Here is a 25,158-nt window from a genome sequence, read left to right on the forward strand (position 1 = left end):
AGTGCGAATAGATCCAAACCGTCGATTTTTATGAAGTGCTTGCATATTTTAGGGCAAACTTAAAAATCATTCAATATGAAAACATGTATTCAACACATTAGTATAAAAGCATTGATGCTTTTTGTTTTATCTTCAATGGCAATCACACTAATTTCTTGTTATGGAGATGGAATTGATCCAGACCTCGAAGTAGAAACTGTAGTTTCACCTTTTTTTGGTAATGATGCCGTTAGTGTAGATAAATTTGGCAATATTTATGTCTCAGAATTTGGCCAGTTTGCAGGAGCAAATGGTAATGGAACCAGGGTTTTTAAAATATCCAAAAATGGTGATGTTACAGAATTTGCGTCGAATTTAACAGGTCCATTAGGGAATGCAATTGATCAACAAGGTAATTTGTTTGTTGTTAACAGTAGTGGTGGTGGATCAGGAGAGATTCTTAAAATTACACCAGACGGCACACAAACTGTAGTAGCGACCATTAGTGGTTTTCCATCGGGACTAACTTTGGACCATGATAATAATCTATATGTGTCAAATTTTGGAACCCCGACGGTTCATAAAGTTACGACTGAAGGAGAAGTAACCGTATATGCATCTGATCCAAAATTAGCAGGAGGAGTAGGGATTGATTTTGACCGTAAAGGAAATCTAATTGTTGGTAATTTTGCTACGGCAGATATATTATCTATAGATCCAAAAGGGAATGTTTCTCTTATCACTACTATTACTGATGCTGTGGTTAATGGTTTCGGAATTGGGTATATAACTGTTGTTAGAAATACGATATTTGCTACAGGTATTGGGGTAAATAAGATATTTAAAATTTCTATGGATGGTACAACAGAAGAGTTTGCAGGTACAGGAGATGCAGCTCAAACCGATGGATTACTTAAAGAAGCATCATTTAATGGCCCTAACGGAATTACTTCTGATCCATACCATACAGCGATGTATATCTCAGAATTTGGAGGAACCGGAGGGGTGAGAAAAATTAAATTTTATGGCTAAGTTCTAATTAGAATATGTTTTATCTTTACTTTATAAAAACGGAGAAATGATACCAGAAGATTTTAGAGATTTTTTCATTAGTTCATCGGCTTTGGTTCAATCAGAAATTGTTTCCACATTATTGGAGATCTCTACTGAGGGTTCAGCCCTGATTGATAGCAATCAGAGTAAAGCCATAAGCTGTCCTCATTGTAAGTGCAATAAAATTAAGGCTAATGGTAAGCTCAAAGGAGTACAGCGCTATGTTTGTAATACTTGTCATAAAAACTTTAGTGAAACTACCGGTAAGTTCTGGTACAACCTCAAGAAGAAAGACAAAGTTAATCGTTATTTATTCTGTTTACTCTCTGGATATAGTATTCGCAAGAGTGCCAAAGAAACAGGGATTTCTATTCAGACTTCTTTTGATTGGAGGCACAAATTACTTGTCTCCTTTGGGAGCGTAAGTGTGGATGAATTCCAAGGAATCCTAGAGAGTGATGATCTTTTCTTTGCTTACTCTGAAAAAGGGAATCGAAATTTGGATCGTCCTGCTAGAAAACGTGGCGCAAAGGCAAGTAAAGCTGGTCTCAGTAATGAAAAAGTAGCTGTGATAGCCAGTTGTGACCGATCAGGGAACAAAGATTTCAAAGTAGCTACCAGAGGTCGCATTAGTAAAAGTGACTTGGAGACTATATTACAAGGGAAGTTGGCTAAAGTAGAAACCCTTTGTAGCGACAGTCACAGAAGCTATACTGCATTTGCAAAAGACAAGAAGGTAGCACACAAAAAATTTAATGCTTCGAAGGGTCAAAGAGCTGTTGACAAAATATATCACGTACAAAATGTGAATAATATGGATATGCGTCTAAGGAAATTTATGGAGCCCTTCAATGGAGTGGCAACAAAATACCTTCAGAATTATCTGAATTGGTTTTTAGTCTTAGAAAAAATAAAAAATTCAACCAGTAAAATGGCAACCGTAGCAGCTATAGCCTTTGCTTCCAATACTGCCTGGATGGAATTTAAAAACATAGTAGTAAATAATATGCTTTTTAGAACTTAGCCAATTTTATTAAAACATTAAAGATGTTAGAGTTAGACTAATTTACACTTCTATTTTGAAAGAAATATTATAAAACAAGCCCGTACAAATGATGTATGGGCTTTCAAATTTCTTAATAATTCTATTAAGATTATTTAAAATAGATACTAAGAGGTTCGTTTGTATACATTCGGTCGACTCAATGAGCAATACAATTTAGATTTGTGATCAACTTAAAAATTGTAATAGGCACTTATACCTGTTATGATATTAATTATTCATCTTAAAACTAGATCATTATGTTACAGTCAATTTTAAAATTAAAACAAGTTAAACTACTAGACAGAAAAGCTAAAGTAAATATTAATGGAGGAGGTATTAATAATACAGTTTGTCCTAAAGAGGGAGATATTTGTTCTTCAAGTTTTTTGTTAATACCTTGTATGGGGCCTGCAGATGATATTTCATGTGTCAATGGAGTTTGGACTTCTTGCAGCTACTGTTGATAGGTTAGTTCAAATCGAAGCTCATGAATTGTCTTAACCTTAAAACCATATCATTATGTTACAATCAATTTTGTGAGCTTTGATTTTGAATACAGATTAATAAAATTTAAGAAATACTAAGCTGTTCTTATTTTTAGTGCCCTTAGATAACTTTTAACTTCAATGTACATTGCTTCTTTGCTGTATACATCATCAATGTTATTATAGCAATGATACCCAAAAGAATAATTCATAGAAAATTCTTCTATATCGATCAATTCTGGATTGTTTTTGTAGTTTTCTATTTCTTCTGTAAACCTCCTCTTTAGGTTTGAATAGTTTATTGCATACAGTTTATTAGTATTAAGGTCATCTATCAATTGACTAACTCGATTATTTATCTTTTGTAGTTGTTTCCAGGGATCTTTTAGAAAACTAAATTCTTCTCTTGCATTCATAATCAATGTTGGTTTGTTGTTATAATTATGATGAAATTAAAAATATTTACCTCGTTAAAAGATATTTCTCGACAAAACACATTAAAACTGGCGTTAAAGTGTTGTTTTTTGTCGGCGAATGGTTTTTGTGATATGACTTCTGAGAATTACTTCCTCGACTTCAGGATACTGTATGGTACGAACACTAATATTACATTGTTCTACCAGTTCTTTTTGGGTAAGTCCTTTAATTTTATGACCTAGGGTTTTAACTGTTATATGATTTGATCTATTTCCTTTATCCCCAGCTCCCTAAGATTCATATCATATAAAAGTATTGAGCGAATTTGGATATTAGGACCTTTTAATAATAGCAAATAGAAGGAGTTTAGTGGTTTGTTAATACAGGTTTTCTTTATTTTTACACTTTATAGTGGTTTATACTTTTATGGTTCTAGCAAAAAAGTATAAATCATTTCTTTTAATAATTGTGTTTTCAGAACTCTAATTTTTTAAAATTAAAATAGTATCATAAAATGAACTACAAATCAAAAACCTTAATTATTGTCATAATTCTTTTTACCTCAGCACTTGGGGTTTCTCAGGTAAGAGTTGGGAATTTTTCACATATTAAAAATAAATTTAAGAAATTAAATAATAAAGATTTAAAAAGGTTTACGAATACCCAAACAACATTTGTTTTTCCTAATGTTTTTCCTAAATCATCTTATGAAAATATCCTTAATCAGGTTTGGGATATAACCCCTTATAAAGTAGTTTATGAAGATGATTTTACAGGGGATGACTTAGAAATTGACAATGCTTTGGCTAGATTTGAAATTATGGAGCTTGAAGTAACTACACAATCAGGGATGATGAAATCATATAGTTTTACCTGTATAGATTTTGGTGTTATTGACAAAATTAAAAAGAAAAAGAAAAACAATGTTTGGAGCATATCAAGAGTAGGTGCAATTTATTTTACACCAGATATCAAAATAAGGCAGCAAATAGCAGCACCATTTAACGCAGGAGAAGTTGTTGGTGATTTTATCAATTTTAGATTAGGATATTTAAAAAATTATCTACAATTAGTAAATAAAAATTTAAAAAATGAAAGGCCTGTTGATATTTATGATGATTATGTCCTCCCTGAGTTAAAAGATCTTAAAAATCATACTTTGTATATAGATTCTAATCTATTATACGGGTATGATGGCTTTTTTGGATTAGAAAAAAAGAGCCCAGAAATAGAAAAGTTAATGCAAGATTATCCTTTTAAATATGAAGTAGTTAAATACGGCACACTAGAAGAAAAAATCTTTAACGAAAAGAAAGATTTCTATTACTTAATGTATAATCAGATAAATTATAATAAAATAATAAACATTGTAAATGGAAAAACCGGAAATGCAATTTATCAAGAACACACTAAAATGTCCTTTAATATAAAACCTAAAGATTTTAAAAAAATTAGTTCTAAAATAAGTAAACTGAACTAATCTTTATAACATGAGTTCGACAGAAAATTATATCGAAAATCTACACCGAACTCACGTTATTTATTGTCATTACGCTTCAACATCAACCTTAGATTGTAACGGTTGTAACACTTGTAGTGCCATATCAACAGAACTAATATTTTCAAAAGTTAATAATAATCGTAGGCCGTTTCGCGTATTTTTTTCTTTCATTTTACAAATTTCAGAATTTTGTTGTACATATTTCAATACATATGTAAATGCCGGACTTTGATAAAAACCAGATTGTTGATCGCTTATAAAATAGCCAATCAATTTACCTTGTTTCATAATAATTTTTTCAAGTCCAATAGATGTGGCTATCCATTTTATTCTAACCGAATTTAATAAATCTACTGCCTGATCAGGTAATTCACCAAATCGATCTACCAATCGTTTTTCGTACTCCTGCAAGTCTGATTCTTCTTTGATCCCATTAAGCTCGGTATATAAACTAAGTCGTTCGGTAATATTATTGATATAATCATCAGGGAACAACAATTCGAAGTCGGTATCGATCTGTGTGTCTTTTAGATATACTTTATCCGTTGCTTCTTCTTTATATAATTCTGCAAACTCGTTTTCTTTGAGTTCTTCGATGGCTTCATTAAGGATTTTTTGGTATGTTTCGAAACCAATTTCATTAATAAATCCACTCTGTTCTCCTCCTAACAAATCTCCCGCTCCACGAATTTCGAGATCTTTCATCGCAATATTAAAACCACTTCCTAGTTCTGAGAATTGCTCTAGTGCTGTAATACGTTTACGAGCATCATCGGTCATAGCAGAATATGGAGGAGTGATAAAATAACAAAATGCTTTTTTATTACTTCGACCTACACGCCCTCGCATCTGATGTAAATCAGAAAGTCCAAAATTATTGGCATTATTGATAAAAATAGTATTTGCATTTGGGACATCTAATCCACTTTCTACAATAGTGGTAGAGATCAATACATCAAACTCTCCGTTCATAAAAGAAAGCATAAGACTTTCTAGTTTTTTTCCTTCCATCTGCCCATGGCCAATACCAACTTTGGCATCAGGAACCAATCGTTGTACCAATCCCGCAACTTCTTTTATATTTTCAATTCGATTATGAATAAAAAACACCTGGCCACCACGCTGGATTTCATAACTTACAGCATCTCGTATTGTTTCTTCACTAAACCGTATTACATTGGTCTCAATAGGGTAGCGATTGGGAGGGGGAGTGGTAATGGTTGATAAATCCCGAGCTGCCATGAGGCTAAACTGTAATGTTCTTGGAATTGGTGTAGCAGTTAAAGTTAGTGTATCTACATTTTCTTTTATGGTCTTGAGTTTATCTTTTACTGATACCCCAAATTTTTGCTCTTCGTCAATAACTAATAATCCGAGATCTTTAAATTTTACATTTTTGTTAACCAGTTGGTGAGTCCCAATAATGATATCTACTTTACCTGCGGCTAAATCTTCGAGAGTCTCTCTTTTTTGTTTTGCTGAGCGGAAACGATTTATATATTCTACAGTTACCGGGAAATCTTTAAGGCGTTCTCTAAACGTTTTTGCATGCTGAAAGGCAAGAATTGTAGTTGGCACTAGAATAGCTACTTGTTTCCCATTGTCAACAGCTTTAAATGCGGCCCGGATTGCAACTTCGGTTTTACCAAAACCAACATCTCCACAAATAAGACGGTCCATTGGGCGTTCACTTTCCATATCAGCTTTTACTGCGGCTGTAGCAGTACTTTGATCGGGGGTATCTTCATATATAAAAGAAGCTTCCAGTTCGTGTTGTAAATAACTATCAGGATTGTACTGAAATCCTTTTTGAAGCTTTCGCTTGGCATATAACTGAATCAAATTAAAGGCAATATGCTTTACCCGAGCTTTGGTCTTTTGTTTAAGTGTTTTCCAGGCTTTTGAACCTAATTTGTAGATCTGTGGTGGTTTGCCATCTTTACCATTAAACTTTGAAATTTTATGGAGCGAATGAATACTTAGGTATAGTACATCTCTTTCTCCATAAATTAGTTTGATAGCTTCTTGTTTTTTGCCTTCTACATCTATCTTTTGTAATCCACCAAATTTACCAATTCCATGATCAATATGAGTTACATAATCTCCTACATCCAGGTTAGTAAGCTCTTTTAGAGTGATCGCCTGTTTTTTGGCATACCCATTCTTAAGATTAAATTTATGGTATCGTTCAAATATCTGATGATCAGTATAGCAAACAATTTTGTGATCGTGATCAATAAATCCCTGAAAGGCAGAAAAAACAATAGTTTCATATTGTTTTACATCAAGATCTGCATCGTCAAAAATATCATGGAAACGTTTTGCTTGTTGTTCGCTTACGCAAAAAATATAATTTTTATATCCTGTTTCATGATTTTCATTCAGATTTTGAATTAATAAATCAAATTGTTTATTGAAAGAGGGTTGGGGCTTAGTGTTAAATTTAATCGCATAATCTGCCTTGGTAAGAGGGCGATTTCCGATTTCAACCAAAGTAAAATCTAATAATTGCTTTTTGATGAGTTCTGAAGTAGCAAAAAGTTCTGTTGGAGTGCCATGCTTGATATCCTTAGAAAGCGTTTTGAAGGCTTCTTGCGCTTTTTCAAAATTTTTATCAATTCTGGCAGAAAGAAGGTCGATGTCTTTTGTAAAGATTACCGTTTTTGAAGCAATGTATTTTAGAAAACTCTCTCTGGTTTCTTGCAATGCTTTGTTTTCAACGTTTGGAATGATAGAGATTTTTTTGATCTGATCTGTAGATAGTTGAGTTTCGACATCAAAAGTTCTAATGCTATCGACTTCATCACCAAAAAATTCTATTCTATAAGGTTCATCATTGCTAAAAGAAAATACGTCTACGATCCCTCCACGAACCGAAAATTCTCCTGGTTCGGTAACAAAATCTACTCTTTGAAACTGATATTCAAATAGTACTTCATTCACAAAGTCAAGTGAAAGCGTATCATTAATATTAATTTTTAAGGTATTTTTCTCCAGCTCTTTTCGAGTCACTACTTTTTCAAATAATGCATCAGGATAGGTGATTATTAATGCTGGTTTTTTTCGGGAGTTGATACGATTGAGTACTTCTGCTCTCAGTAATACATTTGCATTATCAGTTTCTTCAATTTGATAAGGTCGACGGTAACTCCCGGGGTAAAAAAGAACATTCTTATCCCCGAGTAATTGTTCGAGGTCATTAAGATAGTAGGCAGCTTCTTCTTTGTCGTTAAAAATACAGAGAAATGGTTTGTCGGCTTGCCTAAAACTGTTTTCAATAATAAAAGATAATGATGATCCAATACCACCTTGCAGATGTGTTTTTGTTTCAGACTGGGCAATAGCTTTTCCCAGTTTCTGCAATTGCTGAGACTGTAAAAAAGTTTGCGAGATTATGGTTGTACTCACGTAGCAGATTTTGAGACAAATATAAGTGCTATATCAATTTCTGGCAAAGAGATATTAGATTTCTTAACCAAATTGTGCTAGTAATCGATCAAAATCTGTTTCAGAATTATATACATTAGAGGATATTCGTATGGCATTACCGCGAAAAGAAATAAAAATATCTTCTTGTTTCAGCTTTCTTTTTAATTTTTCTAAATCTATATGAGCTGGTAAATAAATACCAAAAAGGTGATGTGCTCTATGGTGATCTTCTTCGATAAAACAGCCTAAACTTCTAAGTTGTTGTACTGCAGTTGTAGAGATTGTTTTACAATATTCCTGAATTGCAGCAGGTGTCCATTCGATCAATTGTTCTATTGCACGAATCAACATTGGGGTTAACACAAAATTACTAGATTCGCCAACCGAATATCTGGCAGCTTTTTCCTGGTAACGATCTTCATATTGGGTCAATCCAGCAAAATCCTCACTGTTATAACGGTTCATCCAGTTATGTTCTATAGGTATTCCTTCATTAAAAGAGTCACTATAATATGCTACTCCGGTAGAATAAGGACCAAGTAACCATTTATATCCTGCACAAATCAAAGCATCGGGTTTAATTTCTGAAACAGAAAAAGGAAGGGCTCCCACGCTTTGAGTTCCATCAATGATTAAAAAAGCATTTACATTTTCAGTCTTTGCACGTATTGCTTTTAGGTCAAATAATGTTCCATCTGCCCAATGCACATGGGGCATCGCTACAACAGCAGTTTTTTTGGTAATTGCATCTAGAATATTCTGATTCCATGTTGCGCCTCGATTTTCAAATTTTTTTGGAGGTTTGATTACCGTTATAGAAGCACCATGTTTTTTTGCTACCTCTTGCCAGACATATACATTACTGGGAAATTGCTCATCGATTACTATAATTTCATCCCCAGAATGGATGGGGACATTATTAGCAGCATTAGCAATACCATAGGATACCGAAGGTATAATTGCAATGTTATTATAATCAGGAGCATTAACCAAAGTGGCAAAACGTTGTTTTAGGATCTCTCTTTTGGTAAAAAAATCTTTGGGCATGATCTCATTAGGCCTGGCTTTTTGGATAACAGTAGTTAATCCAACTTCGGTTACAGATTTTAATTGAGGGGCCATATAAGCTCCGTTTAGATAAGTGATATTATCTGATAGATCAAAGAGGTGCTTTTGATGTTGCATATGTATCTGTTATTGAATATAAAAAAGAAGGTGTCTAAAAAATCAATTTTTCTGTGATCTCGAGCGAAGTCGAGAGATAATTATCCTTGATTATCAGTACATTTAGAATCCACTCAATGTGACAGTTAGTTCTAAAATATTTTTTTTAGACACCCTCTTCTGTAAAGGTATATGATTAGGAATGTGTGATGATATTGATCAAAGTTAAAACTATCCTAATTATACAAACTTCTAGTTTTAGTAGTCAGAAAAGATAATAAAAACTTAATTTATTCTAAAGAGTAGTGGAATAAGGAGTTAGTGATCTTTTCTTTTAACAAGAAAAAAAATATCAAAAAATAACATTTTTTTTTGCCAGTCCCGAAAAACGAAACTGGCATGTTTTATTATTGCACTATAAACATTTGCAATAATGATAAATCCAATTTTAAATCCTGATCAGGGTAGGACTAAGTCGGGAGGAAATTTTGGACTATGTAGGGTAGGGTTACCCCTTTATTTTTCCAGCTATTAGCTGATTTTTTGCAATTCTTAAAATTCTCCCATGCCTAGCATGGGAGGGTTTTATCACTGTAATGTACAAAGAAAATAGATTTTTGGTAAGATTTATTAACAAAAGCAGCAATGAATTAAGTTTTTCTTAACAATTAAAATTTCAACATATGGGAATACCTTAATGTTTCTATATTTGCGCCTTCTTTTTATTGTCTAAGAAAAGAAGATAAATAAATCAAGATTATTGTATTCAAAGAGATAAAAACAAAAAGCGAGATCAAAATTACCTCGCTTTTTTACATTTTATATACCAGTCTCGATAAGAGAGGTGCTATCCTATATCTCCTCATGGCTTACCTGTGTATAGCATAACTAGAAGAAGCAGGTAGTTGTTTTATAAAATTAATAAATGGTTTAAAGTTTAACGTTACTGTAAATGTGTATAAAGTTTTCATATCTGATTATTTTTAGATTATTAATTTCTTTGGATATAATATAAACAATTGCCGTGCCAAAAAAACAAAAACGCTGTTAAGTCAATGGTATCAGGATGTTACAAGGGGTGTGTTTTTGGATGAACACGTATAAAGTGTTCAATATTTACTTTTTATAGTCTCATTTCTAAGCTTATATGAAACTAAGGGTAGTTGAGTTTGACATAACTTTTAAACTGATCAGAAGCCGTTAAATAGTGGTGTTTCACTGAAAATGGGGTAGCTTTAAAAATTAATAATATTTAAATTTGAAAAAAGTGTAAAATGAAGATGATAAGAATATTATTTTTTTTAGTTGTTACTACAGTAAACTTAGGCTATGGTCAAGCCAATAATAATGCAGAGCTACATACTTCGAATTCGAATGATACAACATTAGTAATAACAGGAGATAATATTTGGGTTCGCGAATATCCAAAGACAGGAGAAGTTGTGTTTACTCTAAATGATGGTGAGGTATGTCGTGTTTTGGAAAAAGGAGAAGAACAAATTATTCGAGGAAATAGGGATTTTTGGTATAAGATAGAACATAGTAGTAAAATTGGATGGGTCTTTGGTTCACAGACTTCAATAAGACAGAATGCCGATCTTAAAAGTTTTGAACCCTTTCTGGAGCATTTTTTAGAAACTTCTTTTTTTGGAAAAAAAATTGATAGTTTAATGCATTTTAGAGCTTCAATAATTACAGATATTATCCATAAGGAGATAGGTTTTTATAGATTGTATAATCCTGGTGCTGCTTGTGCACGTTATCAATCTTATGATAATTATAGTATTATAATGCCTAAAGTAGATACTCCCGTTTTTTTTGCAGAAGAATTTCCTGAAGATGGTTTTTGTGAAAAAAGCTCCAGTCCAGATGGAATATATTATAAAAGAATTGACAGTTTACCCAGATATCTAAATATGGATGAAGTTTTTGAAATGGAAAAAATTAATATTCCAACAAAATATAGAGGTGGGCCAAAGGTAAAAGTGAATATTTTATACAAAGAATGGATAATCAAGACGATGTATTTTATGGTGGCTGATAATAAATGGTGGCTTGTAGTTATTGATGATTGTGATTGTTCTGCATAGAATTATAGTAGCAGACATAAAATATAATGCATAGTTAACTATATACTATTTATGTCTTTGAAGAGTAAATATACTTCCACTATATAAGTCAAGGTATAAAACAAGATTGGAGTTATTGCTTAAAAACTTAGTTTTTGAGCAAAGAAATTAAAAAACAATCTCCTTTTTTGATCAAATTATAAATCCAAATAGTCGAGTTCAAAAAAATGACAATTATTAATTTTAATAAGGTATATAGTTTAGTTATATTTGCGGCAAATTAAACAAAATATACAATGTCAATATCTGATTTATTTGATAGCGGATTTCAGAAAAGAAACCAGGACCATTTTGCAGCAATTGTAAAAGTAGCAATGAGTGATGGAGTAATTACTGACGAAGAGAAGGCTTTTTTGGATAGATTAGCCAGAAGACTGGATATTTCTGAGAATGATTATAAAGAAATTTTAAAAGATTATAGTACACATCCTATTAACCCTCCAACAAGTTATGAAAGAAGGCTTGAACGATTGTATGATCTATCTAGGATGGTATATGCAGATCATATTAAAGGTGAGGATCAGGTAGTTTTACTAGAGAAGTTGAGTATTGGATTAGGGTTTAATCCAGAAAATGCAAAATATATTGTTGATAAAGCTTTAAATCTAGTTGATCAGGGTGTAGACAGTGATACTTTTGAAGAAGAGGTTAAAAATATGAATAGATAATGCGTATCTATTTTTACATGATAAAAAAGCAGCCTAATTGGCTGCTTTTTTTGCTATTTGTTTTGTGATTTTATAAATCAATTCTTCCTGCTCAAAAGGTTTTGCTATAAAATCATCCATCCCAGATCGTATACATTTATCTCTGGCAGCATCACTAGCTTTCCCAGAAAAACCAATAATAGGTACTTCTGAAATGAATTTATCTCCATAATTATTTCGAATCATGTGAGTAGCTTGATATCCATCTATTTTGGAAACCGTAAGGTCCATCAAAATCAAGTCATACTTGCGACGTTCTATATAATTAATTGCCTCTTCGCCGTTAATAGCAATGTCAACAAAAAAATTACCTTGCGAGATCAATACCTTCATAATTAGATACTGCGTTATTTCTTCATCTTCAACAACTAAAATTCTAAATTTAGTTGCGCTTTTTGGTAAGGTATATTTTTTCTTTTTTCGTTCTGGAGTTGATTTTGTGATCTCAAATTTAAATGGAAGCTTTATATTAAACATAGTTCCTTTTTCGGGCTCACTGGTTACTTCTATCTTTCCATTTAAGAGATCTACTAGGTTCTTTACTATAGCAAGTCCAAGACCAGTACCAGAAATTCGTTTGTCAAGATCAAAGCGAGTAAATCGCTCAAAAAGATAAGGGATGTTTTCTTCCATGATACCAATCCCAGTATCTTCGATTTTAAAATTAAGACTTAGCTTATTGGTACGTTGATAATTTTTGGTTATCGAAAAGATAATCTTCCCTTCTTCAGTAAATTTGAAAGCATTGGTCAGGATATTATTTAAAATCTGATATATTCTGGTTCTGTCTCCGATAAGATATTCTTGAATGCTGGGGTCTATATTGGTCTCAAAAGTAATTTGCTTTTCTTCAGCTACCTTAGCATAAGATTCATGAAACCCATCTATTAAATTCTGAAAAGAAAAACGTTCTTCTACAATCTTTAGTTTTCCTGATTCTATTTTAGACAGATCAATCATATCATCTATCAGGGCATTAAGATGAAGGCTTTCTCTTTTTATAATTCTGGCAAGTTCTTCTTGTTCAAAAGTCAATTTGGTTTTCTCTAGAACTTCTACAAACCCTAATATACTTGTGAGAGGAGTTCTTATTTCATGATTAATATTAGCAATAAAACTATTCTTAAATTCTTCTTTCTCTAAAAGGTATTTGTTTTTAAGTTCTAATTCTTTAGCTAATAAAATTGACTCATTTTTTTGCTGTGCTATTTGATTCAGGTCTTTGTATTTTCCTGTATAATCAAAAAGAATAATTATAATTTCTTCTTTTTCAAGAGTAAACGTGACGTCGCAAATTTTTTCTGTTTCACCATCTTCTAGGTGAATACAAGGGAAGTTTAATTCTTTTTTATCAGAAGAGGTGTTTTTTTCAAATTCTCGTAGGATTTCAAAAAAGGGATGAGCATCAAAAATTAAGGAGCCTTTTTTCCAATCAAAAAAAGTAGCATCACTTTCTGTAATGATACTATCATAAGTAACATGAATAATTTGTACTTGTGGATTAAATTGCGAATGGTCGTTCTGATGTTTCGTCATGCTCACTTGGTTATTTCTTCTGCCAAATCTAAAAAGAAACTCTCGACATTCTTATTTGTTTTAGCACTGGTTAGGCCATCAAAAGGAATGTTTTTTGCTGTAAGTTGGCTTCTGATTTCTTTTTCATTAACCAGATCAAGTTTATTACCTAACACTCTGGCTGGTACTTTGATGTAATTTTCTTTAAGATATTCAAGATCTTTAGTAAGCGTTGCGTATGTTTCTTCTCTGGTAAGATCAAAGACATAAATAAAGGCATGCGATCCAAGAAGGTATGATTTTCTGGTGTCTTCTATACTAATAGAATGCCCTTCTGTATCCCAAATGATCATAGATAACTCTCTACCATCTGGAAGTTGTATCAATTTCTTTTTTATTTGAACTCCAAGGGTTACCTTGTATTCTTCAGAAAATTCGTTATCCATAAAACGTCTGAATAGAGATGTTTTTCCGACGCCAAAGTGCCCTAAAAGCACTACTTTTTTAGACAATTTCATCTGCAAAATATTTTTTTAATTTTTTAGTAAAAAGGGTGCTGTTTTCTAAATCTTTGCTAGAAATATGATTTTTAGCAAAATCTATAATCTGATCTTCCAAAACTTCTTTAAACATCATAGTATATGCTCCAGAAATTACAGCAGCTACATAATACGAGTAAAAATTTTGTATATGTATGGTATACAATTCATACTCTATGAGTTCTAAATTTTGATTCCCTCCTTCAAAAGCATCTTCAACAAAACTTTTTATAGCGGTGAGCATTCCTGCAACCATTTCTTTATCTATAGTGCCATCTGATAATGGGCTATAATCTGCAAGTAATATACCAGAGTTTTTTTCGATAACAAACATTTGTATTAACCTTGGTTTTGCGTAATCTGTAATAGCAAGATCACCTTCACTAACTCCTTGAACCTTGGCTTTAGTTTTGCGAAACCAATTTCTGAAAGAAAATGCTTTTTTTGTTTTTCTAGTAATGTTTTCACTCAATAATTTCATTTCATGAGCAATATATTTCTTGATCATTTTACCAATGATAGGAAATAAAGCTTCTACTACAGCATCTTGGGAATTTTGGATTTCTTCTCGTAAGGTTTCTGTAATGGTTGGCCCTAAGGTTTTAGGGATTTCTTGTACGAATTCCTCTAGTCTGTCATCAATTATGGGATCGACTTTATTGGAGAGCTCTTTTTTTTGGTGAACAATTTTGGTTAAATCATCAATCTTTTGAGCAATGGAATCGGCAAATTCGTGTTCTTCTGTAAAAAGAAGTTCTTTAAGAATTTTAAGTTTATCCTGCTCTTCCATAATTTAGGACAGATTGGATTATTTTTGATTGATTTTCTCGCCTAGGTTGATAAGAAGATCTCCCAATGTTTTTTTATCAACTTTTTTGGTGTCAAGCATATCAGTTTTATCAGCCAAATTATCTTCTAATTCAGTAATTCTGATATTTATATCTGTACTTAGATTGTCAATTGCTTGATTTAACTCTTTACGGGTATCATCGATAAAATCTTCAAGCTCCTTCTTTTTTGAAGTAATTTCTTTTTTTACTTTTTCAAACTCTGAATTATAAGCAGCAATATTTTCCCCAAAAATCAGATTCTTTATTGCTTCTATTTTTGAAGATGGGTCATCAGCAACTTTTTCTTCAACAGCTTTATTTTCTTTAGCCATTTTAATCGGTTTATTAGATTCTTAATTTTGAATTCACGTAAAATTAACATAAAAACGTTAGAAAAGGCGCTATAATAGCGATAATGTTAATTTTACTAATTCAAAATCTTATTCTTTTAAAAAGATTGCGTTGTACGTTTTATTCTAATTCTTAAGATAGGGATATATCGAAGTTCTATAAAAATACAAATATTCGATATACAAGGATAATAAAAATAAGGTTATTTTATCTATTTAGACTTATTTCATAAACGACTCTACTTTTTCAACCATATTTTTACTACCACAAATAAAAGGAGTACGTTCATGCAATTGAGTCGGTTTAATATCCATGATTCGTCTATATCCATCACTAGCCTTACCGCCAGCTTGCTCAGTAATAAATGCCATAGGATTGCACTCGTATAATAAGCGAAGTTTTCCATTAGGAGATTTTGAAGTATTTGGATACATATACACTCCTCCTTTTATCATATTACGATGAATATCACTCACCAGAGAACCAATATATCTCGAAGTATATGGGCGATCTTCTTTTTCTTCCTGGCAATATTTGATATAGTCTTTAATCCCTTGGGGGAAATGAATATAGTTACCTTCGTTTACTGAGTATATGTTACCGTCTTCCGGGAATTTCATATTAGGGTGTGATAAATAGTATGTTCCCAATGCAGGATTTAATGTAAAACCATTCACACCATGACCTGTAGTGTAGACAAGCATAGTAGAGGTTCCATAAATGATATATCCTGCTGCTACCTGTAAATTACCAGGTTGTAAAAAGTCATCCAAAGTTACAGGAGTTCCTGTTGGCGTTATCCTTCGATAGATCGAGAAAATGGTTCCCACAGAAACATTAACATCTATATTAGAACTCCCATCTAATGGATCCATAAGAACCACATAATTATTGCGATGGTCGTTTTTTTGCCCTTTTATAGTAATGAACTCATCGTTTTCTTCAGAGGCAATTCCACATACAATCTCTCTATTTGTAAGAGTGTTGATAAAGGTCTCATTAGCCAAAACATCTAATTTTTGTTGATCTTCACCTTGTATGTTGGTTTCTCCGGCAGCTCCCGTAATATCAACTAATCCAGCTTTGTTTACCTCATGATTCACCATTTTTGCAGCTAATCGAATTGAGTTGATCAAACGAGAAAGCTCTCCGCTTGCATACGGAAAATCATTTTGATTCTCTATAATAAATTCTCCTAAGGTTTGATTTCTTCTTGTCATTTATGGTGAAATTTAGTTGCTGCAAAAGTATTATTTTTTAGGCAACTATAACGTTTTCGGAAGTTTTAATTATTAAAGTCCATTAAGAATTACAAAAACACATAATGTGACCGCATAACATTAGAAAATTATCTGATTTCTAATACATATTTTATAGTTTTGATAAACTTTTTTTATGAATTATGTAATTAGAGATGCCAAACAAGAAGATATGGCTCAAGTGTTGGGTTTAATCCAAGAATTGGCAATTTTTGAAAAAGAACCTGATGCGGTTGAAATAACTGTTGAAGAACTTATACGTGAGGGTTTTGGAGATCATCCGCTTTTTCATTGTTTTGTAGCAGAAGTAAAAGATGAAATAGTAGGAATAGCCTTGGTTTATTATCGATTTTCTACCTGGCAGGGACGTTCTATTCATTTAGAAGATCTTATCGTTAAAGAATCTATGAGAGGAACTGGTTTGGGTAAAGCATTATATAAAGAAGTGCTAAAATACGCTAAATCAAAAGGAGTGAGAAGAGTAGAGTGGGTTGTTTTGGATTGGAATACTCCTGCTATTGATTTTTATGAAAAAAGCGGAGCAAAGCTTTTAAAAGATTGGTATTTGGTTCAAATGGATCAGGATGGAGTTAATAAATTTGTGTCAGAATCATAATGCTTTCAAAATAAGATTATCTAATTATTATTAAAGAAACACTTGGTTAATGAGAGTTTTTAAATTCGGTGGAGCATCTGTAAAAGATGCTAATGGGGTAAAAAATGTACTCAATGTACTTGATAAAACAGGGTTTTCTAATCTTGTAATTGTTATTTCCGCAATGGGAAAGACAACCAATGCTTTAGAGCGTATTGTCGAATTATATAGTAACAATAGTAAAGAACTCAAAACATCACTTCGAGATCTGGAGATTTATCATAACGAAATTCTAGAAGCACTTTTTGAAAACAAACAACACCCTGTTTTTGATAGAATTGAAGGGCTTTTACTAGATATGCAAACAACATTGACTAGAAATAAGTCAACTCAATATGATTATGTTTATGATCAAATAGTAAGCTATGGAGAGTTAATTTCAACGACCATTGTAAGTGAGTATTTAAATCACAAAGGGTACCAGAATGAATGGTTAGATGCACGAGATTTTATTAAAACAGATAACATTTATAGAGATGCCGAGGTAGATTGGGAAACTACCCAACACTTGATACTTGAAAAGGTTAATAAAAATGGTCTTAGTATTACTCAGGGATTTATTGGATCTGATGAGAATAATTTCACTACTACTTTGGGCAGAGAAGGGAGTGATTATACTGCCGGGATTTTGGCATATTGCTTAAATGCAGATAGTGTAAGTATTTGGAAAGATGTGCCAGGGGTGCTAAATGCAGATCCCAGGGTATTTGATAAAACCCAATTATTGTCTCATATTTCTTATGAAGAAGCGATAGAACTTGCGTTTTATGGAGCTTCTGTAATTCACCCAAAAACGATTCAACCTTTACAGCGTAAAGAAATACCGCTATATGTTAAATCCTTTCTTAACCCTGTTGATCAAGGAACCTCTGTAAAGAAAGGCCAACCATTGGACCCTCACTTACCCTGTTATATTGTAAAGAGAAATCAGGTTTTAGTCTCACTTTCTTCTTTGGATTTTTCATTTATCGTCGAAAATAATATTAGTGAGATTTTTAGTCTTTTTCATCAATATCATATAAAAGTAGATCTGATTCAGAATTCTGCAATTAGTTTTTCGGTATGCCTTGACGATAAATTTGATCATTTTGAAAAACTTTTAAGTAAACTTAAAGCAAAATTTAGAGTTACTTATAATACAAATGTGTCCTTATTTACGATTAGACACTTTACAAATGAAGCTATTACCTCTTTAGAAAGAAATAAAGAAATTTTGCTAAAACAAATAACCAGAGAGACTTATCAAATGGTATCCAGAGATTAGTGATATCAATTCAAGGATTTTGCTATATTTGCAGTTAGCGCAAATTGTATTTAATGCCCATAGTCACAGCAAGAGAAGTAGCCGCGGGGCTCAAAATGGAAAAAATTGGTTTTATAGGCACCTTTATTGGTTGGGTGATTCTTAAAGTTACCCGGATATCAAAAATAAATCGACAGTATGATAAACTTAGCCATTTAAAAGGGCTGGAGTATATAAATACAACACTTGATTTATATGGCGTTACTTTTGAAATCCCTGAAGAAGATTTAAAACGATTGCCAAAAGAAGGACCGTTTATTACATTATCAAATCATCCGCTTGGAGGAATTGATGGAGGGGTATTACTTAAATTAATGCTTGAACATCGTTCTGATTATAAGATTATCGCAAATTTTTTATTGCATAGTTTTAAACCATTAGAACCTTATGTTATGCCTGTCAATCCTTTTGAGGATAGAAAAGAAGCAAAGTCTAGTCATAAAGGAATTAAGGAAGCTATTTTACATCTTCGAGAAGGGAAACCATTAGGTATTTTTCCGGCAGGAGAGGTATCTACTTTTAGAGAAGGAAAGAATTATGTAGATAGACCGTGGGAACCAAGTGCAATGAGATTAGTTCAAAAAGCAAAAGTTCCTGTAATTCCTATATATTTTCATGCTCGTAATAGCAGACTTTTTTATCGTTTAGCTTCTATGAGTGATATCTTAAGAACAGCTAAATTGCCGAGTGAGCTTTTTTCTCAGGAAAATAAAGTAATCAAGGTACGAATTGGTAATCCGGTTTCTGTAAAAGATCAGGAAGAGCATACTAATCTTGAGGATTTTACGAATTTCTTACGCAAGAAAACGTATATGTTAGCCAATCCTTTTGAGAAAAAGACATTAAGAGAATCGATTCCTCAAAATTTGAAATTGCCTAAATCACCTAAAGAAATAGCTGTTGAAGGAAATATCAATGCGATAGAATCAGAATTGCAATATTGTAGAGATCATGATAAACGATTATTGACCAGTAAGAATTATGAAGTTTTTCTGGCAAAGAAAAAGCATATCCCAAATGTAGTTCATGAAATAGGAAGGCTTAGAGAGATTACATTTAGAGAAATTGGAGAAGGAACTAATAATTCGTTGGATCTGGATCCTTTTGATGAATATTATCATCATATGTTTTTATGGGATAGTGAAGCAAAAAAAATGGTTGGAGCATATCGAATGGGAATGGGTTCACAGATTTATGCTAGTCGTGGTATTGACGGGTTTTACCTTCAGGATTTATTTAGATTTGAACCAGAATTACATAAAATGATGAATGAATCTATCGAGATGGGTAGAGCTTTTATTATTAAAGAATATCAACAGCGTCCTATGCCATTATTTTTACTTTGGAAAGGTATAGTACATTGTACACTTCGTTTCCCTGAACATAAGTATCTTATTGGAGGAGTTAGTATTAGTAATAAATTTAGTAATTTTTCTAAATCTCTGATGATAGAGTTTATGAAATCTCATTATTACGATCCTTATGTAGCACAATATGTTAGACCTAAAAAGGAATTTAAGGTAAAGCTAAAAGATGCTGATAAAGATTTCGTTTTTGATGAAAGTAAAAGTGATCTGAATAAATTTGATAAAATTATCGACGAAGTAGAACCAGGAAGTCTTCGTATTCCGGTTTTAATTAAAAAATATATTAAGCAAAATGCTAAAGTAGTAGCATTTAATGTTGATCCATTATTTAATAATGCAGTTGATGGTTTAATGTATATTCGTATCGCCGATCTTCCCGATAGTACTGTAAAACCTGTTATGGAAGAATTTCAGGCAGAATTAGAGCAGAAATATTTTAAAAATGGTGATAAATAATACCATTTGTAATTTGAATTTACTGTAAAAATGATAATTATAAAATTAAAAAAGGTCTCGCAGATTTTAAAATCTGCGAGACCTTTTTTAGTTGTTACTTTATTGAGATATGGTTTTCAATATGTTTTTCTCTACAAAATCTTTGCAATATTCTTTAATCTGATTTCTGGTTTTTGTAAATGCAGTATGAATTTCTTCTTCCGTACCATCTATCTTTGATGGATCAAAGAAATTATAATGCAATCGTTCTGCCTTACCAGGAAAGAAAGGGCATCTTTCTTTGGCATTATCGCATACCGTAATGATGTAATCAAATTGCACATCTAAATATTCATCTAGGTTATTAGAAGTATGAGTAGTGATATCAATACCATCTTCTTTCATAATAGCTATTGCTCTGGGATTTACTCCATGTGTTTCTACTCCAGCACTATAAATAGTTGCGTTGTCTTTGGCAAAATGTTTTAAATATCCTTCTGCCATTTGACTTCTACAGGAATTACCGGTGCATAATACTAAAATATTCATAAGTGTTTTCTCTTTTAATTTTCCTCTTTCTAGAAGAGAATTTGTGGTGTTTGTTGTGGTTATATTATTATTTTGCTTCTTCGTTCCAAGAGTATATTGTCGTACCAGACATTATTTAGTTTCGCCACTTTTTCTCTATACCCTATTTCTCTAAATCCTAGAGATTTATGTAAATCAATACTAGCTTTGTTATTCCTAAATATTCCAGCTTGTAAGGTCGAAAATCCTCCTTTTTCGCTTTCCTCAATCAATTTGTATAAAAGTAGTTTACCTATACCCAAACCTCTATATTTTGATGTTATATAAATGCTAACTTCTGCTACTCCTTTATATACTTCTCTTTTTGAAGTAGGGGATAGGGCTGCCCAACCTGCAATAGTATTTTTGCTGATTGCTTTAATTCTACACGATTTTATGTGCGAAACATCCCATGTTTCCCAAGTAGGTATCTGAGTTTCAAAAGTGGCAATCCCTGTATCAATTCCCTCTTTATAGATTGAAGAGATTGTGGGCCAATCCTCTTGGGTAAAATATGTTATTTTGATTGTAGTATCCATCTAGCAACAACCACTACCTGGTGCACAAGAAGCAGTTTCTTCAGAATTGGCTTCTGTAATTCCGCAAACTTCTTTAGCCTTGCAATCTGTTGGATTTACGGTTAGTTTTAGGATCAACTGATCATTTTTAATTTCAAAATCTGAAATATGCAATTGCGCTGTATGAAACATAGTATTTCCATATTCTATTTTAGCAACGGCGTCCATTTCATAAGGCTTCATCTTTCCTACTTTTCTTAATATTCCTAAAGCTTTAAGAGTGCTCATATATTCTGGTTTACCTAACTCGTTTGGACTCTCCCATAGTTGAATAATAGTTTCTTTCCAGAAATCGGTACCAGTGCCACAATCCACAGCATCAACGGTAACATGTTTTACTTCGGTAATGTGATAATTAGTTCCTACCAGCATTCCTGGAGCATATTCGAATAGTAATGATTTATCTTGGTGTTCTGCTAATAGTGTTATAAAGTCTGATGTATTCATAGTTTTTAATAATTAATAGATTTAACAACAATTCTTTTTGGTCGTATTAAAAAATGAGTTTAGATTTTTTTGCAAAGCTGTCCATCGATCGATATCGATACAGTAGCACATACTTTTACCTTCAATCTCTCCCTTAAGTAATCCTAAGCTTTTTAGTTCTTTAAGATGTTGAGATATTGTAGCTTGTGCTAATCCTATTTCTTCAACCAAATCATTACAGATACAAGCATTTTGTTTACTTATGTATTGAAGAATGGCAATACGAGCAGGGTGCCCTAGTATTTTGAAGAACTGTGCCAATTCATTTTGTTGTTGATCGAATATTTGCGTTTTGGTAATTCCCATAATTGATATTATAATATCGCAATATTACGATAATAAAATGTAATAAAAAAGCTGAAAGTTAAAATTTCCAGCTTTTATTATGATTAGAACCAAGGTTTTTTGTTTACTTGATACGTTTGATAGAACTCATCATCAGATTTTACTAAGTACATAATACCTTCTATTAGCCCTATAATTCCGGAAATCGAAGAAGTAATTCCACAGGTAAAAAAACCAAGAAGTCCACAAACAAGCATAATAACACCTTCTTTATTATATCCTAAAATAAATTTATGAATTCCTAACCAGCCCAAAAGTATTCCTAAGATACCAGCCAACATTTTTTTGTTATCTGTAGAATTAACAAATTCTTTAGCTTCTTCTGCAAAATCACTGGCTGCTTCTTTAACAGTTTCTGCCGCTTCTTCTGCTCCTTTTTTTATGTCGTCTCCTAGGTTATTGTTTTCTTCGCTCATATTATTCAAAATGATTTATTAGTTTGGAGAAAATTACAAAAAAATATCAATTAAAAATTAGAAGATTAGCAGAATATTTGAGAGTGTTAATCATTAGTATATACGATAGCTATAGCATGGAGTATTTTGATAAGTCATATTTATTACTATATTTGGTATAACAACTTTGAATAAAAAAACAAATACTAACCTTTTAAATTTGAAAACTATGATATGGGGAATCTCATTAATCGTTTTAAGTATTCTTGCAGTACCATCATTGCTATTATCTAAAAAACCAAATGCAAAAGAACTTTTAGAAAAAATCGAGCCTTACCAGGGTTGGATTGGGTTCATATTTTGTATTTGGGGTATTTGGGGTATTATTTCTGCAATTTTAAATCTGGGGTGGCTTACAACATATCCTATTTGGTGGATAACCTTGTTGGCAGGAAACATTGTTTCTGCAACATTAGGATTTATGCTTGGATTTGGTCTCATCAGCAAATATTTTTTATCCAAAAGTGAAGAGGCAAAAGAAAAAGCGAATCGCCTTAGAGAGAAATTGGCTCCAAAACAAGGTAAGCTAGGTATCTTAGGAATAATAGTAGGTTGCTGGATGATTGTGGCATCTTTATTATTCTTTATGTAATATTCTAGATGAAATTGTATATAAAAAAGGTTGGCTATATAGTCAACCTTTTTTGTTAATACCTTATAAGAATGCTTTATCTACGGGTTCCCAAAGTTCTATTTTATTGCCTTCTGGATCGATAATCCATCCAAATTTACCATATTCATATTCTTCTACTTTGTCAATTACAGTTACTCCTTCTTTTTTGAGCACTTCTAGAAGTTCGATTAGATTTTCTACCCTGAAATTCATCATAAATTCTTTCTTACTTGGCGCAAAATAGGTGGTGTCGTTTTTAAAAGGACTCCATTGTGTAGAACAATCGTTACCTTCTTTGTCTTTCCACCAGAATGTGCATCCATAATCATCTGTATTAAATCCTAGATGATCTCTGTACCAATCTTTTGTTTTTTTAGGATCTGCTGTTTTAAAAAATATGCCCCCTATCCCTGTTACTCGTTTCATAGTTATATTGTTATTTGTTTTTTACTTTAGATTCATACATAGCAATCCATTCTTGCGGAGTCATTTTGGTTGATAATTCTCCGATCAATTTCATCGGAATCTGATCTATTTTCTTAAAACGGATACAACTTTTACCCATATCTAATTTTGTTTTTACATGCTTGGAATATTCTTTAACAAACCAATCCATTAATTCGGGATTTGCATAAATACCACTATGATAGATTGCTATAAAATTCTTTTGAGAAGCTATATTCATAAATGGTAACGGTAGCTTAGGGTCGCAATGATATCCAGATGGATATAACTCATGTGGTACAACATAACCAATCATTTTATAATTAATTACTTCAGAAAAACCTTTTGGAAGATGTTCTTTAATCACCTTTCTAATATTTTGCATAACCTCTTTTCTTTCTTCAGGAATTGCATCTATATATTCATCTGGTGTTTTAGCTTCGTATTGCATGTCTTTTGATGTTTTAGTTACTTCTTTTGGGTTTACGTTGAAGAATCAGTGCAGAGATTAACGAAATTATAAATCCAACAATCATGACTGTAGCAAACATTAAAAAGAAGCTTATAAACCGGTTAGAAAACAACTCTTTTTGAGCTTCTAACTCTGCCAATTTTACTTCAAGTTCGGCTTGTGGGAGAGAGTTTTTCATCTGTTCAACATAATGTGAATAGTATTCTGCCATAAAATCCGGATTGATATATTTTATATAAATTACATCTAATATTCCAAATGCCAAAGCCGCAATAAGAGTGATAAGTACACCTATCAATAATGCTTTTCCAAAGGAAACAATACCATTATTTTCTTTATCTCGATACTGTTTAATTCCAAGAAACACAAAAAGCAGTGATATTATAATACCAGCATACCCAATTACTTCTTGAATAGAATAATCTAGATTTTTTCCTAAAAACCATCCTGCAAGTGCTAACAAACATATAGAAATGGCACTTCGTAATCCATAACGTATAATTGTATTTTTCATTGATTTATAAGTGTTTATTGTTAGTCTCAAAAGTAAATTTAGACTAATAAATAGCATTCATACTAAAGTATGAAATTTACAGTATATAGGGTTGAAATGCCTTAAAGAGGTATAATTTGTAGTTTTTTTGCAATCTGTATTGCCTGAGTACGACGTTTGGCATCTAGTTTTACTAACATATTAGAAACGTGAGTCTTTACAGTACTTTCTGAAACAAAGAGTTTTTCGGCTATTTCCTTATTTGATAATCCCAAAGCAATCTGGCATAAGACTTCATATTCTCGTTTACTTAAGCCTAATTCTTCAATTTTTTGATAATTTATTTCTTGCGTAGGACTTTTCTTTTTATGCAGGACTCTTTTGTTTATTATAACGCCAATTACAAAAAAAATAACAGCGATTATGGCAATTACAGTTTCTATTGATGTATCTCCTGTAATAATACTGTATTTACTTAACTGAAAAAGAGCTAGTATTGCGACGACTAAAGCGGCAAAAGTAAAAATTGTTTTCCTCACTCT

27 protein-coding genes are annotated in these 25,158 nt (G+C 32.1%); 10 read left to right on the plus strand and 17 right to left on the minus strand.

The window, feature by feature from the left end:
- Nucleotides 1–75 precede the first annotated feature (75 nt).
- The 3 genes from ATE84_RS05735 to ATE84_RS05745 all read left to right on the plus strand — a co-directional run bounded on the left by ATE84_RS05735 (nucleotide 76) and on the right by ATE84_RS05745 (nucleotide 2,541).
- Complete coding sequence (locus ATE84_RS05735) at nucleotides 76–1,011, plus strand: SMP-30/gluconolactonase/LRE family protein (protein WP_101446629.1); 936 nt, start codon at nucleotides 76–78, stop codon at nucleotides 1,009–1,011.
- A 46-nt stretch (nucleotides 1,012–1,057) separates the two neighbouring features.
- Complete coding sequence (locus ATE84_RS05740) at nucleotides 1,058–2,056, plus strand: IS1595 family transposase (protein WP_101444842.1); 999 nt, start codon at nucleotides 1,058–1,060, stop codon at nucleotides 2,054–2,056.
- Between the two features lie 278 nt (nucleotides 2,057–2,334).
- The gene (locus ATE84_RS05745; RefSeq protein WP_101446631.1) at nucleotides 2,335–2,541 is read left to right on the plus strand and encodes a hypothetical protein; all 207 of its coding nucleotides are present in this window, start codon (nucleotides 2,335–2,337) and stop codon (nucleotides 2,539–2,541) included.
- Nucleotides 2,542–2,657: 116 nt separating this feature from the next.
- Here ATE84_RS05745 and ATE84_RS05750 read toward each other — a convergent pair whose 3' ends face one another.
- On the minus strand, nucleotides 2,658–2,978 hold the full coding sequence (locus ATE84_RS05750; RefSeq protein WP_101446633.1) for a hypothetical protein: 321 nt from the start codon (nucleotides 2,976–2,978) through the stop codon (nucleotides 2,658–2,660).
- Nucleotides 2,979–3,493: 515 nt separating this feature from the next.
- Here ATE84_RS05750 and ATE84_RS05755 point away from each other — a divergent pair.
- A complete protein-coding gene (locus ATE84_RS05755) occupies nucleotides 3,494–4,459 on the plus strand; it encodes a hypothetical protein (protein ID WP_101446635.1) in 966 nt (321 codons plus the stop codon).
- A 69-nt stretch (nucleotides 4,460–4,528) separates the two neighbouring features.
- Here the strand turns inward: ATE84_RS05755 and mfd are convergent, their stop codons facing one another.
- Complete coding sequence (mfd, locus tag ATE84_RS05760; protein WP_101446637.1) at nucleotides 4,529–7,888, minus strand: transcription-repair coupling factor; 3,360 nt, start codon at nucleotides 7,886–7,888, stop codon at nucleotides 4,529–4,531.
- A 63-nt stretch (nucleotides 7,889–7,951) separates the two neighbouring features.
- Entirely contained in the window at nucleotides 7,952–9,094 is a 1,143-nt protein-coding gene (locus ATE84_RS05765; protein ID WP_199176857.1) for an aminotransferase class V-fold PLP-dependent enzyme, read from the minus strand.
- A gap of 1,253 nt (nucleotides 9,095–10,347) precedes the next feature.
- Between ATE84_RS05765 and ATE84_RS05770 the strand changes: the two genes are divergently transcribed.
- Nucleotides 10,348–11,163 carry an SH3 domain-containing protein gene (locus ATE84_RS05770; RefSeq protein WP_101446640.1) on the plus strand — a complete coding sequence of 272 codons (816 nt, stop codon included), beginning with the start codon at nucleotides 10,348–10,350 and terminating at the stop codon, nucleotides 11,161–11,163.
- 275 nt (nucleotides 11,164–11,438) lie between these two features.
- Entirely contained in the window at nucleotides 11,439–11,870 is a 432-nt protein-coding gene (locus tag ATE84_RS05775) for a TerB family tellurite resistance protein (RefSeq protein WP_101446641.1), read from the plus strand.
- A 33-nt stretch (nucleotides 11,871–11,903) separates the two neighbouring features.
- Here the strand turns inward: ATE84_RS05775 and ATE84_RS05780 are convergent, their stop codons facing one another.
- From ATE84_RS05780 to fbp, 5 genes are all read right to left on the minus strand, one after another.
- Nucleotides 11,904–13,445 (minus strand): ATP-binding protein, encoded by a 1,542-nt coding sequence (locus ATE84_RS05780; RefSeq protein WP_101446643.1) that lies wholly within the window; start codon nucleotides 13,443–13,445, stop codon nucleotides 11,904–11,906.
- Nucleotides 13,446–13,447: 2 nt separating this feature from the next.
- Nucleotides 13,448–13,942, minus strand: a complete 495-nt coding sequence (locus ATE84_RS05785; protein WP_101446645.1) for a Rab family GTPase — start codon at nucleotides 13,940–13,942, stop codon at nucleotides 13,448–13,450.
- Nucleotides 13,929–14,753: a cell envelope biogenesis protein OmpA gene (locus ATE84_RS05790; RefSeq protein ID WP_101446646.1), complete on the minus strand. Its 825-nt coding sequence runs from the start codon at nucleotides 14,751–14,753 to the stop codon at nucleotides 13,929–13,931. Before ATE84_RS05790 ends, ATE84_RS05785 begins: the two co-directional genes overlap by 14 nt.
- An 18-nt stretch (nucleotides 14,754–14,771) precedes the next feature.
- Complete coding sequence (locus ATE84_RS05795) at nucleotides 14,772–15,125, minus strand: fructose 1,6-bisphosphatase (RefSeq protein ID WP_024769913.1); 354 nt, start codon at nucleotides 15,123–15,125, stop codon at nucleotides 14,772–14,774.
- A gap of 240 nt (nucleotides 15,126–15,365) precedes the next feature.
- The gene (fbp, locus tag ATE84_RS05800; protein ID WP_101446648.1) at nucleotides 15,366–16,364 is read right to left on the minus strand and encodes a class 1 fructose-bisphosphatase; all 999 of its coding nucleotides are present in this window, start codon (nucleotides 16,362–16,364) and stop codon (nucleotides 15,366–15,368) included.
- A gap of 175 nt (nucleotides 16,365–16,539) precedes the next feature.
- Here fbp and ATE84_RS05805 point away from each other — a divergent pair, with 175 nt between their 5' ends.
- Genes ATE84_RS05805 through ATE84_RS05815 form a run of 3 tightly spaced genes read left to right on the plus strand, consistent with a single transcriptional unit; the run spans nucleotide 16,540 to nucleotide 20,184 of the window.
- On the plus strand, nucleotides 16,540–17,019 hold the full coding sequence (locus ATE84_RS05805; protein WP_101446650.1) for a GNAT family N-acetyltransferase: 480 nt from the start codon (nucleotides 16,540–16,542) through the stop codon (nucleotides 17,017–17,019).
- Between the two features lie 49 nt (nucleotides 17,020–17,068).
- A complete protein-coding gene (locus ATE84_RS05810) occupies nucleotides 17,069–18,322 on the plus strand; it encodes an aspartate kinase (protein ID WP_101446651.1) in 1,254 nt (417 codons plus the stop codon).
- A gap of 53 nt (nucleotides 18,323–18,375) precedes the next feature.
- Nucleotides 18,376–20,184, plus strand: coding sequence for a lysophospholipid acyltransferase family protein (locus ATE84_RS05815; protein WP_101446653.1), 1,809 nt, complete (start codon nucleotides 18,376–18,378; stop codon nucleotides 20,182–20,184).
- A gap of 99 nt (nucleotides 20,185–20,283) precedes the next feature.
- Here the strand turns inward: ATE84_RS05815 and ATE84_RS05820 are convergent, their stop codons facing one another.
- From ATE84_RS05820 to ATE84_RS05840, 5 genes are all read right to left on the minus strand, one after another.
- Complete coding sequence (locus ATE84_RS05820; protein WP_101446654.1) at nucleotides 20,284–20,712, minus strand: arsenate reductase ArsC; 429 nt, start codon at nucleotides 20,710–20,712, stop codon at nucleotides 20,284–20,286.
- 59 nt (nucleotides 20,713–20,771) lie between these two features.
- A complete protein-coding gene (locus ATE84_RS05825; protein ID WP_101446656.1) occupies nucleotides 20,772–21,269 on the minus strand; it encodes a GNAT family N-acetyltransferase in 498 nt (165 codons plus the stop codon).
- On the minus strand, nucleotides 21,270–21,755 hold the full coding sequence (locus ATE84_RS05830) for a DUF6428 family protein (RefSeq protein ID WP_101446658.1): 486 nt from the start codon (nucleotides 21,753–21,755) through the stop codon (nucleotides 21,270–21,272).
- A gap of 21 nt (nucleotides 21,756–21,776) precedes the next feature.
- Nucleotides 21,777–22,100 carry a helix-turn-helix transcriptional regulator gene (locus ATE84_RS05835; RefSeq protein ID WP_101446659.1) on the minus strand — a complete coding sequence of 108 codons (324 nt, stop codon included), beginning with the start codon at nucleotides 22,098–22,100 and terminating at the stop codon, nucleotides 21,777–21,779.
- An 83-nt stretch (nucleotides 22,101–22,183) separates the two neighbouring features.
- The gene (locus ATE84_RS05840) at nucleotides 22,184–22,555 is read right to left on the minus strand and encodes a TM2 domain-containing protein (RefSeq protein WP_101446661.1); all 372 of its coding nucleotides are present in this window, start codon (nucleotides 22,553–22,555) and stop codon (nucleotides 22,184–22,186) included.
- 208 nt (nucleotides 22,556–22,763) lie between these two features.
- Here ATE84_RS05840 and ATE84_RS05845 point away from each other — a divergent pair, with 208 nt between their 5' ends.
- A complete protein-coding gene (locus ATE84_RS05845) occupies nucleotides 22,764–23,186 on the plus strand; it encodes a hypothetical protein (RefSeq protein ID WP_101446663.1) in 423 nt (140 codons plus the stop codon).
- Between the two features lie 63 nt (nucleotides 23,187–23,249).
- On the opposite strand, the gene ATE84_RS05850 is transcribed toward ATE84_RS05845, so the two are convergent.
- The 4 genes from ATE84_RS05850 to ATE84_RS26765 all read right to left on the minus strand — a co-directional run bounded on the left by ATE84_RS05850 (nucleotide 23,250) and on the right by ATE84_RS26765 (nucleotide 25,155).
- Nucleotides 23,250–23,633 carry a VOC family protein gene (locus tag ATE84_RS05850; RefSeq protein ID WP_101446665.1) on the minus strand — a complete coding sequence of 128 codons (384 nt, stop codon included), beginning with the start codon at nucleotides 23,631–23,633 and terminating at the stop codon, nucleotides 23,250–23,252.
- A gap of 10 nt (nucleotides 23,634–23,643) precedes the next feature.
- Nucleotides 23,644–24,102 carry a DUF1801 domain-containing protein gene (locus ATE84_RS05855; protein ID WP_101446667.1) on the minus strand — a complete coding sequence of 153 codons (459 nt, stop codon included), beginning with the start codon at nucleotides 24,100–24,102 and terminating at the stop codon, nucleotides 23,644–23,646.
- Nucleotides 24,103–24,115: 13 nt separating this feature from the next.
- Nucleotides 24,116–24,637 carry a DUF4199 domain-containing protein gene (locus ATE84_RS05860; RefSeq protein WP_158237187.1) on the minus strand — a complete coding sequence of 174 codons (522 nt, stop codon included), beginning with the start codon at nucleotides 24,635–24,637 and terminating at the stop codon, nucleotides 24,116–24,118.
- 101 nt (nucleotides 24,638–24,738) lie between these two features.
- A complete protein-coding gene (locus ATE84_RS26765; RefSeq protein ID WP_101450848.1) occupies nucleotides 24,739–25,155 on the minus strand; it encodes a response regulator transcription factor in 417 nt (138 codons plus the stop codon).
- Between the last annotated feature and the right edge of the window lie 3 nt (nucleotides 25,156–25,158).

Origin of the sequence: Aquimarina sp. MAR_2010_214 (assembly GCF_002846555.1) — a bacterium.
Classification (GTDB): domain Bacteria; phylum Bacteroidota; class Bacteroidia; order Flavobacteriales; family Flavobacteriaceae; genus Aquimarina.